Origin of the sequence: Gluconacetobacter sp., from assembly GCF_047721585.1 — a bacterium.
Lineage (GTDB): Bacteria > Pseudomonadota > Alphaproteobacteria > Acetobacterales > Acetobacteraceae > Gluconacetobacter > Gluconacetobacter dulcium.
Map to the genome: position 1 here is coordinate 1 of NZ_JBDNXE010000122.1, position 11,635 is coordinate 11,635.

The following is an 11,635-nucleotide window of genomic DNA, read 5'->3' on the forward strand; positions in this document are numbered from 1 at the left end:
CCCATCCCCATCCCCATCCCCGAAGATACGGGCGGCTTCGTCACCCTGTCCTCGCGGATCGCCTACGAAAATCCATGGACCCGCGTGCGCGAGGACATCATCCGCCGGCCGGATGGCGGCGAAGGGCTCTACGGCGTGGTCGAGCGGGGGGATTTTGTCGTCATCCTGCCGCTGGGCGAAGGGCCGGACGGCCCCACCGTGACGCTGGTGCGCCAGTATCGATACCCGATCCGGGCGCGGTTGTGGGAACTGCCGATGGGCATGTGGGAATATCGGCCCGACGCCGATCCCGAAACGGTGGCAAGGGGTGAACTGGAAGAAGAAACCGGCCTGCATGCCGAACGACTGCGCCATGCGGGCATCCTGTATCAGGGGGCCGGCTATTCCACCCAACGCGGCCATGTCTATCTGGCGACCGGCCTGACGCAGGGCATGCCCCGACCAGAGGCAACCGAGGCGGACCTGACCAGTCACACGATGAAACTGACTGAACTGGACCGGATGATTCGCGATGGCGAAATCACCTGCATGGTCACGCTGGCCGCGCTGGCCCTGATCCGCGCGCGCGACTGGCTGTAGAACCCGTCCGGGAACCGGGGCTGGCGATATACGCGCACCAGCCCCCATTCCCGAATGATCCCCGGCCTCAGCGCGCGGGCGGCGCGGCCGGCGGAGCGGGCTGGGGCGGGGCCAGGGTCAGCGTGTTGTCGGCACGGTTCAGGTCCGGAATGTCATGCCCCGGATCGAGGGTAACCGCCTGGGGTGTGCGCGAACCCGGAATCGTCAGTTCGATCTCGTTGCGCAGGTACCAGGCTTCGGTCGGGATGGTCAGGCGCGCGTTGGTGCCATCGGTATAGCTCACCTGCAACGTCACCGGCAGCGGCAGCCAGCCCTTGTTGTCCACCGTCACCAGCAAGCCGGGCGCCGCGCCCTCGCCGGTCGGCGTGGCGGACTTCACCGCATAATCCGGCCCCCAGTTGTTGAAATACCAGCCCCGCCAGAACCACGACAGATCCTCGCCCGTCTCGCTGTCCATCAGCCGGAAGAAATCCGAAGGCGTGGGGTGGCGATAGGCCCACATCGCAATGTAACGACGGAAGGCACGGTCGAACCGCTCCGGACCCAGGATCTGCTCGCGCAGCAGCTTCAGCCCATAGGCGGCCTTGAAGTAGGTGACCGGATGCCGATAGTGCTCGGGGATCAGGTCCGAAGGTGTCATCAGGCGCGGCGCGGCCGGGTCGCGCAGCACCGAGAGGATATCCTCGGCCGGCTTTCCGGTAGCGGGCGCGAACTCCACATCGTGCTTAGGCGCGAACTCGCCGGAATTGAAATCGTCCGACGCATAGGTGTCGATAAAGGTGTTGAATCCTTCGTCCATGAACGCATGGCGGCGTTCGTTGGAGCCCACGACCATCGGGAACCAGTCATGGCCCAGTTCATGCGCCGTGACCCAGAACAGTTCCGGGTCTTTGTCGCTCATGCCGTCGAAAACGATGCCGGGATACTCCATCGCCGCGCCATGCCCGCCCAGATTGATCGCGTTCGGCCACGGATAGGGGTACCAGCGACGCGAGAAATATTCGATCGCGTATTTCACATACGACGTGGAGCGGTCCCACTGATGCGGTCCCGCGCCTTCCACCGGATAGGCCGACATCGCCAGACGCAGTACCGGCGCATGACCCGGCTCGACCACCACCGGCGGCAGGTTCAGACGCGCCGCATCCCACAGGAAGGCCGGCGAGGCCGCGAACGCCACGTCGCGCGTGTTGTTCATGCGGAAATGCCAGGTCTTGGTACCGGTCTGGGCCGGATGGCTCTTGGGGTCGTGGATATCGGCTTCGGTGCGGATCATCACCCGCTCGTCGCTCTTCGCGGCCTGCGCCAGCCTGTCGCGCTCGGTCTGGGTCAGCACATCGGCCTGGTTGAGCAGCGCGCCGGACCCGACCACGGTAAAGTTCCACGGCACGGTCACGCTGTAATCGATATCGCCGTAGTCCAGAAAGAACTCCTGTCCCAGATAGGGCGCGGTATCCCAGCCGCGAACGTCGTCATAGACGGCCATGCGCGGATACCATTGCGCCACCTCGTAGATATCGCCGTTGCGGGTGGAACTGACGGCGGTGCGCCCGCCCGAGGGGCCGGGAATGGTATAGTGCCAGACGATCTTCAGCCGGATCTTGCCGCCCTTGCCCTCCAGCGCCGTGGGCAACGGCACCTGCATCCGCGTGTCGGAGATGACGGGCGTAACCGGGATGCTCTTGCCGTCCTGTTCGATCGACACGCTTTCGATCACATCGCCGTCGGTATGATCGCCATGGCGCTGCGGATTGACGAAATTGCCGCGCGAACCGTCACGATAGATATTCTGGTCGAGTTGCACCCACAGCACGTCCAGCGCATCGGGGCTGTTATTGGCGTAGGTGATGATTTCGCTGCCAGAAAGCAGGCGGTTGGTGGGGTCGATCGCCGCCTTGATCTCGTAATCGACGCTGTTCTGCCAATAGGCGCCACCCGGCACGCCACCGGCCGACCGCGTGCTGCCGGCCGGCATCGGATAGGCCAGCGGGGCGAAGATACGGGCCGGATCCGGCGGCGGCATGGCGGATGCGGCGGCCGGTGTCGCCTCTTCGGCAAGCGCGGGCGCCACGCCGCCCACGATCAGCATGGCGACGCCCAGCACACGCCCGATCGCGGTCATGGTACCGGCGATCCCCGGCTGAAACCCTGGCCTGATGGACAGGCGTGGACATGGACGGTGGTACGGCACGATCAGGACCTCTCGGGGAAAACAGATTCTTTCCCCGAGGCTAACGGAATTGCAGCGCGGACGTAACCCGTCCCCACCCCGCGCCGTATCAGCCGAGCGCCTGCTGGATCGGCCCCAGATAGGCGGCCAGGCTCACCCGCAGCGGCATCAGATAGACATGCCCCCCCGCCGCCCGGACGGCACGGATCGCCCGAACCGCGAATGCAATGTTGGCTTCCAGCGTCAGGTCGAAACCGTGGGGAAAAACGACATGGTTCGTCGTCTCCCAATAAGAGCGCGATTTCGGCCCGATAACCGGCGAAAGCCCCCAGAACACGGTTTCCCCCTCCAGCCAGCCCATGCACAGCTCCAGCATTCGCATGTCGAACACCGGCTGGGTAAAGAAGCCGGCGGCCCCGGCCTCCTTCTTGCGCGTCACCGCCTCCATCTCACGCCACGGCGCATGCCGCCACGGATCGAAGGCGGCATAGACCGTCAGATGCGGCGCCTCGCGGCGATAGCGGCGGATCACGCTTTCCGACGAATTGGGAAAGGTCCGGCGGCTCAGATCGGCCGGCGGATCGCCCCGCACCACCAGCACTTCCGTCAGCCCCGGAATATCCACCCCCGGCAGCGGGCCGGCAGGGTCGATATCGATGGCCCGGATATGCGGCACGACACGCGGCAGGACCGGTTGCAGCAGCGGCACCGCCTGCCACCCCTGCATCGGAAAGCGCATCAGGCTGGGCACGTTCAACGTGTCGGCCAACGGAAAATGCGTGCGAACCTGCTGCGCGTCGCGCAGCAGGGCCTCCGCATCGCGCGGAATCAGTTCGACCGACAGGCGCATCGTCATCCCTCCGCCGCCCTCAGGCCGCGCCGACAATGCGCCGGGCAGCCGCCAGGGTATTGTTCAGCAGGCAGGCGATCGTCATCGGCCCGACACCGCCCGGCACCGGGGTAATCCGCCCCGCACGGGTCACGGCCTCATCGAACGCCACGTCGCCCACCAGCCGCGTCTTGCCGTTGGGCAGCGAGATGCGAGTGATGCCCACATCGACCACGGTCGCGCCGGGCTTGATCCAGTCACCGCGCACCAACCCGTTGCAGCCGGTCGCCACCACCAGGATATCGCCCTGCCGCGCCAGCGCGGCGGGCTCGCGCGTGTCGATATGCGCGACCGTCACGGTGCAGCCCTCGGCCAGCAGCAGCCGCGCCATCGGCCGCCCCACCAGATTGGACGCGCCGATGATCACCGCATGCAGGCCCCGCAAGTCGCCCAGTTCCGCTTTCAGCAGCATCAGGCAGCCCAGCGGCGTGCAGGGCACGATACCCGGCTGGCCCAGCGCCAGCCGGCCGGCATTCACCTCGCCCAGACCGTCCACATCCTTGTCGGGATGAATGGCATTCGTCACCGCCACCGGGTCCAGCCCCGCAGGCAGCGGCAACTGCACCAGAATGCCGTGAATTTCCGGGTCCTGATTCAACCGCCCGATCAACGCCAGCAACTCGCCCTGCGACGTGGTTTCGGGCAGCATGTGCATGAACGAGCGCATACCGGCGCGATGGGTCTGGAGCGCCTTGTTGCGCACATAGACCTCGCTGGCCGGGTCGTTGCCTACCAGCACCACCGCCAGACCGGGCGTCACCTGATAGCGGTCATGGAACGCGCGGACCTCCTGTGCGATCGTCTGCGTCAGGTTCGCCGCGAATGCCTTGCCGTCGATCAGGCGCGCGGACGGGTTGCGAACGGACGCTGTTTCGGCGGAAGCTGGCTCGGTCATGCGGCACTCCGGACAACGGGAACGGAAAGAGCAGGGGAATAGCGTGGTGGAGCAGATACGCAAGAACTTCAGCAGCGACAATGTCGTTCCGGCCTGTCCCGCCGTGATGTCCGCCCTGGCCGCCGCCAACGCGGATGCCGCCCCCGCCTATGGCGGCGACGCCTGGACGGCGCGACTGGACGACGTGGTGGCGGATATCTTCGAACACCCGGTCAAGGTCTTCCCCGTCGCCACCGGCACGGCGGCGAACGCGCTGGCGCTGGCCGCCCTCGCGCCCCCCTATGCCGCGATCCTGTGCGACGAAAGCGCCCACATCGCCCAGTCCGAGTGCGCGGCACCGGATTTCTTCACCGGCGGCGCCCGGCTGGTCACCATCCCGTCCGAAGACGGACGCATGACACCGGAGGCCCTGTCCTACAAGCTCGGCCGCCTGCCCGCCGACGACGTGCACAATCCCCTGCCGACGGCACTCAGCCTGACCCAGGCCACCGAATGGGGCACTGTCTACCCGCCCGCCCACATCGCCGAACTGACGGCCAGAGCCCGAAGCCGGAATCTCGCGGTGCATATGGACGGCGCTCGCTTGGCCAACGCCATCGCCCATCTGGGCTGTAGCCCGGCCGAAGCGACATGGAAGGCCGGCATCGACGTGCTGTCGCTGGGCATGACCAAGAACGGCGCCATGGCCGCCGAGGCGGTGGTCTTCTTCAACCCGGCACACGCCGAACAATTCGCCCGCCGCCGCAAGCGCTCCGGCCATGACTGGTCCAAGCAGCGGTTCCTGAGCGCGCAAATTCTGGCATGCCTGGAAGACGATCTGTGGCTCAACAACGCCCGCCACGCCAACGCCATGGCACAACGCCTAGCCGGCGGCCTGTTCCGCCACCCCGGCTCGCGGATGCTCTACGAAACCCAGGCCAACGAAATCTTCGTCCTGCTGCCCGACCGGGCGATCGCCCATCTGCGCGCTGCGGGATTCGCCTTCCACGACTGGGACACGCCGGAAGGTGTGGATGGCACCGTCATCCGCCTGGTCACCAGCTATTACACCCGCATCGAGGATGTTGACGCACTTCTGGAGACACTTTCGGAAATCTAGTCTTATTTTCGGTTCTTTTCAAAAGAAGAACAGAAAATCCCTTACCCGTTCAGCAACCGTGCGCCCGAAACGGCGCCGCCCCCCGCGGGAGCGGCGCCACTACCGGTCAGTCGTTATCGTTGTCGTTGTCGCTACCGGCCGCGCCACTGTCATCGGACGAACCCGGTGTCACGGCGATGAACAGGTTCTGGCCACCGCGCAGCACACGCAGCAACACCGACTGGTTGGATTTCAGGGCGGCCCGAACGGCGGTCACCGTGGCTCCCGGATTATCGACCGGGCTGTTGCCGACGGCCTGGATCACGTCACCGGCGCGAATACCCGCCTGCTCGGCCACCGACCCCGCCTGGACATCGCTGACGACGACGCCACGCACCGAACCATCCAGCCCCAGTTGCTGGCGCAGATCGCGCGTAAGCGGCGAAAGCGAAACCCCCAGACGCGGACCGCCGGCCTCGCTCCTGTCACCAACCGAGCCATCGGGCGACGACGCGCTGGACAGGTTCGCGATCTTCACCGAGGCCGTCTGCGCCGCGTTGTTGCGCAGATAGGCGATCGTCACCGAAGTACCCGGCGGCAGCGACGCAACCTTGACCGCCAGATCATGCGGGCTGTCGATCTTCTGGCCGTTGAGCGCGGTAATCACGTCACCGGCCTTCAGGCCCGCCTTTTCGGCCGGGCTGCTGTTGCTGACGCTGGCCACCAGCGCGCCGCTGGGCGGAACCCCGTCGCCGGCCGGCTTCAGGCCCAGCGCCTTGGCCATGGCCGGCGTGATCACCTGCGCCACCACGCCCAGATAGCCGCGCGTCACATGGCCGGTCTTCTGCAACTGCTCGACGACGTTCTTGACCACGTCGGAAGGAATGGCGAACCCGATGCCGATCGACCCACCCGTGGGCGAAAGGATGGCGGTGTTCACGCCCACGACCTTGCCGTCCTGGGTAAAGAGCGGGCCGCCCGAATTGCCGCGATTGATCGGCGCATCCACCTGGATGAACGAATCATACGGCCCGTCGCCGATATCGCGGCCGCGCGCCGAGACGATGCCCGCCGTCACGGTGCCGCCCAGCCCGAAAGGATTGCCGACCGCGACCACCCATTCGCCGGGCTCCACCTTGTCGGAATCACCCAGTTCGATGAAGCGCAGCTTGCTCTGGGTCGTGACCTTCAGCAGCGCCAGATCGGTCTTGGGGTCGCGCCCGATGATCTTGGCGGGCAGGGTGGTGCCGTCATCGAGCGTCACCGTCACCTTGGTCGCGCCCTTGACCACATGGTTGTTGGTCACGACGTACCCATCGGCCGAGATGATGAAGCCCGACCCTCTGGCCTCGATCGTCCGACGCTGCTGCTGCGGCATCATCTGGAACGGAAACGGGAAGGGAAAGGGCATCTGCTGCTGGCCCTGCATCCCGCCCTCTTCATCCACGTCTTCCGCGCGGATATTGGCGGTGATGGAGACCACGGCAGGGCGCACCTGCTTCACCAGATTGACGAAATTGGGCAGCGTCTGGGTCTGGGTGTTCGGACGGATGACGCCTGTCTCGTCAGCCCGTGCCGTGTCCATCATCACGGCCTGCGCCGCGCCGCCCAGCATCGTCGTGGCGACCAGCGCGGCCAAAACCCTGCCCCGCATCCGGCGCGGGCGGAAAGACATCATGGGCTGAAACTCGTCAGTCATAGCATTCCTGATTGTTGCTGGAGCGGCCGGGCAAGACGCCGCCCCTTCCTGAGGTACAGTCCAGAATAGTATGCGGTCGAACCCAACCTGTACCGTACCTGTCGATGAAGGATGCGTTATCTCCGCATTTCCCGCAAATTCTCACGCGCGCAATGCCTGAAAAAAATCGCGCAATAACTGTGCCGCCTCGCGCTCGCGCACCCCGCCCACCCATTCGGGCCGATGCAGGCAGTCCGGCCGTGCCAGCAGGCGCGGCCCGTGCTCGACGCCGCCCCCCTTGGGGTCATAGGCACCGAACAGAATGCGCCCGACCCGGAAATGCACCGCCGCCGCCGCGCACATCGGGCAGGGCTCCAGCGTCACCACCAGGGTGCAACCCGTCAGGCGCGGGCTGCCCAGCCGCCGGGCGGCCGCGCGCATGACCAGCATCTCGGCATGGGCACCCGCATCATGCGCGGCCTCCACCCGGTTGCCATCGCGGGCCAGCACGCTGCCATCCGGTCCCAGCAGCACGGCCCCCACCGGCACCTCGCCCCGCGCCGCGGCGGCACGCGCCTCCTCCAGCGCAATGGCCATCGGGTCGGCGGGGCGGCCCTCAGCCGGCACCGCGCACCACCCGACCAGAATATGGCGCAAAACCGCAGAAAATCAGGTCCTGTCCTCGCCCGATCATGAAACTCCATCCTCGTCGGCCGCGTTCGCGTCGCATAGATCCCATCGCCCCCTATGCCGGCAACGGGGCAGGACATAGCGTTCACAACATATTACAGGACGGCGCGGCGTCCAGAATGGACCGAACGACGCAAATCGGGAAAAAATATTGATTTTAATGGACAGACCGGGTTGCGACTGACAGTGTAACGGCATCGCCGGTAACGGTCCCTGAAACAATCGGGACCGATATGAGAGCAGGAGGCAGACGATGAATACGCTCACGTTGATCCTGGCCGCCGCGGCAATCGTCATCGGCTTTTCCGCATGCGAACCCGAACTGATGGGCCGTCATACCCTTACCGCGAGCCTGCATTCGATGGTCTCCGACGGCTGACCGACTGGGCGCCCCTGCATTCGCCAGACGACCGACCCATCGGCACCGCGCGTCCATGACCGTGCGTCCTGCGGGGCGCAGGTGCCGGCGTGCGCTACACCCCGTGACGACATGACGGCCCAGGCCCCCCGAGCCGCTCGCCGCCCTTTCCACGCGGCCCCATCATTCCGCGCATGGCGGATTTCCCTGACGACGATATTCCTCTAGGTCAGGCGGAATGATCCGACCCCGCCCCCTGATCGGCGTCACCCTGGACAGCGAAGCCGGCACCCCAGACGGGAGCGGCTATTCCCGCTTCCCATGGTATGCGCTGCGTTGCAATTATATGGACGCCATCGCCGATGCCGACGGCCTGCCCGTCGCGCTGCCCCATCAGGCCGATCTCGCCCCCGCCATGCTGGCGCGGCTCGACGGCCTGGTGATTACCGGCGGCGCCTTCGACGTCGACCCGGCCCTGTACGGCACGGACCGGCGACACGACAGCGTCACCCTCAAGACCGGCCGCACCAACGCCGAACTGGCGCTGGCACAGGGCGCCATCGCATCCGGGCTGCCGGTGCTGGGCATCTGCGGCGGCCAGCAATTGCTGGCCGTCGCCCTGGGCGGCACCCTGATCCAGCATATCCCCGACACCGTGATCGACGCGCTGGCGCACGAACAGCCCAATCCGCGCGACGAACCCGGCCACGAGGTGGACATCCTGCCCGGCACGATGCTGGCGCGCATCACGAGCGCCACGCGGATCGCCGTCAATTCCGCCCATCACCAGGCCGTGCGCGAGCCGGGACGAGCCATCATCAGCGCCGTGGCGCCCGATGGCGTAGCCGAGGCCATCGAATATCCTGGCCATCCCTTCTGCCTGGGCGTGCAATGGCACCCGGAATTCGCCATATCCATGGCAGACAGACGTATTTTTTCCGCCCTGATAGAGGCTTCGGGATCGAGATGACAAAGCGCGACGACACCAACCGGCCCGAGCGCGGCGAACGGATCGCCAAATGGCTGGCCCGCTCCGGCATCGCCAGCCGCCGCGACGCCGAACGCATGGTCGAGGAAGGGCGCGTGCGCCTGAACGGCGAGGCGGTGACCCATCCGGCAACCTTCGTGGTGGCAAGCGACGTCGTACAGGTGGATGGCGCGGTCGTCGAAACGCCCGAGCGCACCCGGCTCTGGCGGTACCACAAGCCCGACGGACTGGTGACGACCCACCGCGACCCCGAGGGCCGGCCGACCGTCTTCGCCTCGCTCCCCGAAGGCATGCCGCGCGTCATCAGCATCGGGCGGCTGGACCTGAACAGCGAGGGCCTGCTGCTGCTGACCAATGACGGCGAACTGGCCCGCCGGCTGGAACTGCCGTCCAACGGCTGGCTGCGGCGCTATCGCGTCCGCGTCTTCGGCATGGTGGACGAGGCCCAGTTGAAGGCGCTGGCCGACGGCAGCGTCTTCGAAGGCGTACGGTACGGCCCCATCGAAGCCGGGCTGGATTCCCGCAAGGGCGACAATGCCTGGCTGACGGTGGCGCTGCGCGAGGGCAAGAACCGCGAGGTGCGCAAGGTCATGCGTGGCCTGAACCTGCATGTCAGCCGGCTGATCCGCACCGCCTACGGCCCGTTCCAGCTCGGCACCCTCCAACGGTCGGAGCTGGAGGAAGTGCCGGGGAAAGTACTGCGCGAGCAGATCCCTGGACTGGGGCCGTCCCCGCGCCCGTCACGCAAGTCCTGACCGGCCGATGCGGATCGTCGCCGGCCAATGGCGTGGCCGCGCGCTGGCGGCGCCACCGGGGCGCACCACCCGTCCCACCGCCGACCGGGTCCGCCAGGCCCTGTTCGACATGCTGCTGCATGCGCCCTGGGGCGGCCACGGCCTGATGGAAGAGGCACGGGTGCTGGACGGCTTCGCCGGCACGGGCGCCCTGGGGCTGGAAGCCCTGTCGCGCGGCGCGCCCCACTGCACGTTCTTCGAGACCGACCGTGCCGCCCTGGCCGCGCTGCGCGCCAACATCGCGGCCTGCGGGGCGCATGACCGCACGACGCTGCGCGCCGGCGACGTCACCCGGCCACCCGCCGCCGGCCAGCCGTGCAGCCTGCTGCTGCTGGACCCCCCCTACGGCCAGGGACTGCCGGAACGGGCTCTGGCAGCCCTGGCCCGAACGGGCTGGATCGCCCCCAACGCACTGATCGTGATCGAGACCGGCGCCGACGAACCCCTGCCCATCGGCAACCCGATCCTGCCCGACGCCCCGCTGGCCGAGCGCCACCACGGCGCGGCGCGGCTTTCGATCTGGCGGGCCGCCGGCACAATGCCGCAATAACGGCTGAACCGCCCTTCTGTATTCCGGAAAGGGCAGGCTATACTTCCCCGGTTTCCGGACCCAGGACCGGCCGCCCTCCCGGCCGGGCCGTCCGCTTCATCGTGCCAGCCGTCGTGACGGAACCGCCCGGTCCACGCGACGACGGCCCCAGCGTACAGGACCCGAACATTTGCCGAGCTTTGGCCGCTACATTCCTGCCTCTCTGAACGCCCCGCGCATCCGCTCCGCCGCAAGGCAGAGACTGGCCGAGATGGGAGGCATGGTGCTGTGGCTTCTGGCCCTGGCGCTGGCCGCATCACTGTGGAGCTACAACCCGCTCGACCCGTCGATGAACACCGCCAGCACCCAGGCCCCCACCAACCTGCTGGGCATGGCCGGCTCCTACCTGGCGGACGTGCTGTTGCAGAATGTCGGCATTACCTGCGCCCTGCCGATCCTGGCGATGATGGCCTGGGGCTGGCGGGTGATCCGCCATGCCGCCATGGGGTCGATCCTGCTGCGGGCGGTGGCGATCCTGTGCGCCATGCCGGTCATGGGGGCCTTGCTGGCGGCCGTGCCGATGCTGGCCCCGGTCCTGCCCATCCCGCACTGGCCCACGGAATCCGGCCTGGGCGGCGCTTTCGGCCTGTCGATCGCCCATACCGCGCTCCAGGCGGGCATGTCGCTGCTCGGTCCGGCCGGGCGACTGGCCGTATGGGTGCTCGGGCTGCTGCTGACCCTCCTGCTGGTACCGCTGGGGATCGGCCTGTCCCGGAGCGAATGGAAGGCGATCGGCCGGGTCCTGCGCGCTATCGCCCGGCAGCCCATGCGCCTCGCCCGCCGGATGCCGGCCCCCGCCACCCCGGCCGACCGTCCCGCCGCCGACGCCACCGGTCGCTGGAACGGCTCGCTGGACGGCACGGTGCCGCCCCCCCGGCCGGACCTCTCCGCCCAGGCCCGCGCGCCCGAACCGCCACGCTCCACCCG

12 protein-coding genes are annotated in these 11,635 nt (G+C 67.4%); 7 read left to right on the top strand and 5 right to left on the bottom strand.

Going from position 1 to position 11,635, the window contains the following annotated elements; all coding sequences use genetic code 11:
• Nucleotides 1-3: 3 nt before the first annotated feature.
• Nucleotides 4-579, top strand: a complete 576-nt coding sequence (locus tag ABF821_RS16995; protein ID WP_415530897.1) for an NUDIX domain-containing protein — start codon at nucleotides 4-6, stop codon at nucleotides 577-579.
• A 67-nt stretch (nucleotides 580-646) separates the two neighbouring features.
• Here the strand turns inward: ABF821_RS16995 and ABF821_RS17000 are convergent, their stop codons facing one another.
• The 3 genes from ABF821_RS17000 to folD all read right to left on the bottom strand — a co-directional run bounded on the left by ABF821_RS17000 (nucleotide 647) and on the right by folD (nucleotide 4,533).
• Complete coding sequence (locus ABF821_RS17000; RefSeq protein ID WP_415530889.1) at nucleotides 647-2,701, bottom strand: M1 family metallopeptidase; 2,055 nt, start codon at nucleotides 2,699-2,701, stop codon at nucleotides 647-649.
• Between the two features lie 157 nt (nucleotides 2,702-2,858).
• Nucleotides 2,859-3,605, bottom strand: a complete 747-nt coding sequence (locus ABF821_RS17005; RefSeq protein WP_415530890.1) for a methylenetetrahydrofolate reductase — start codon at nucleotides 3,603-3,605, stop codon at nucleotides 2,859-2,861.
• Nucleotides 3,606-3,618: 13 nt separating this feature from the next.
• Nucleotides 3,619-4,533 (bottom strand): bifunctional methylenetetrahydrofolate dehydrogenase/methenyltetrahydrofolate cyclohydrolase FolD, encoded by a 915-nt coding sequence (folD, locus tag ABF821_RS17010; RefSeq protein WP_415530892.1) that lies wholly within the window; start codon nucleotides 4,531-4,533, stop codon nucleotides 3,619-3,621.
• A 43-nt stretch (nucleotides 4,534-4,576) separates the two neighbouring features.
• On the opposite strand from folD, the gene ABF821_RS17015 reads away from it, so the two are divergent.
• On the top strand, nucleotides 4,577-5,632 hold the full coding sequence (locus tag ABF821_RS17015) for a beta-eliminating lyase-related protein (RefSeq protein ID WP_182974557.1): 1,056 nt from the start codon (nucleotides 4,577-4,579) through the stop codon (nucleotides 5,630-5,632).
• Between the two features lie 106 nt (nucleotides 5,633-5,738).
• On the opposite strand, the gene ABF821_RS17020 is transcribed toward ABF821_RS17015, so the two are convergent.
• Nucleotides 5,739-7,310, bottom strand: coding sequence for a Do family serine endopeptidase (locus ABF821_RS17020; protein ID WP_182975640.1), 1,572 nt, complete (start codon nucleotides 7,308-7,310; stop codon nucleotides 5,739-5,741).
• Nucleotides 7,311-7,451: 141 nt separating this feature from the next.
• Nucleotides 7,452-7,886: a nucleoside deaminase gene (locus ABF821_RS17025; protein ID WP_183008409.1), complete on the bottom strand. Its 435-nt coding sequence runs from the start codon at nucleotides 7,884-7,886 to the stop codon at nucleotides 7,452-7,454.
• A gap of 346 nt (nucleotides 7,887-8,232) precedes the next feature.
• Here ABF821_RS17025 and ABF821_RS17030 point away from each other — a divergent pair, with 346 nt between their 5' ends.
• The 5 genes from ABF821_RS17030 to ABF821_RS17050 all read left to right on the top strand — a co-directional run.
• Nucleotides 8,233-8,358 carry a hypothetical protein gene (locus tag ABF821_RS17030; RefSeq protein ID WP_255318178.1) on the top strand — a complete coding sequence of 42 codons (126 nt, stop codon included), beginning with the start codon at nucleotides 8,233-8,235 and terminating at the stop codon, nucleotides 8,356-8,358.
• A 217-nt stretch (nucleotides 8,359-8,575) separates the two neighbouring features.
• On the top strand, nucleotides 8,576-9,307 hold the full coding sequence (locus tag ABF821_RS17035) for a gamma-glutamyl-gamma-aminobutyrate hydrolase family protein (RefSeq protein ID WP_415530893.1): 732 nt from the start codon (nucleotides 8,576-8,578) through the stop codon (nucleotides 9,305-9,307).
• Nucleotides 9,304-10,080: a pseudouridine synthase gene (locus tag ABF821_RS17040; protein ID WP_415530894.1), complete on the top strand. Its 777-nt coding sequence runs from the start codon at nucleotides 9,304-9,306 to the stop codon at nucleotides 10,078-10,080. The genes ABF821_RS17035 and ABF821_RS17040 overlap by 4 nt, the downstream gene beginning before the upstream one ends.
• A gap of 7 nt (nucleotides 10,081-10,087) precedes the next feature.
• Nucleotides 10,088-10,669, top strand: a complete 582-nt coding sequence (gene rsmD, locus ABF821_RS17045) for a 16S rRNA (guanine(966)-N(2))-methyltransferase RsmD (protein WP_415530895.1) — start codon at nucleotides 10,088-10,090, stop codon at nucleotides 10,667-10,669.
• Nucleotides 10,670-10,838: 169 nt separating this feature from the next.
• The coding region (locus ABF821_RS17050) for a DNA translocase FtsK 4TM domain-containing protein (RefSeq protein ID WP_415530896.1) at nucleotides 10,839-11,635 on the top strand (797 nt) is incomplete at its 3' end.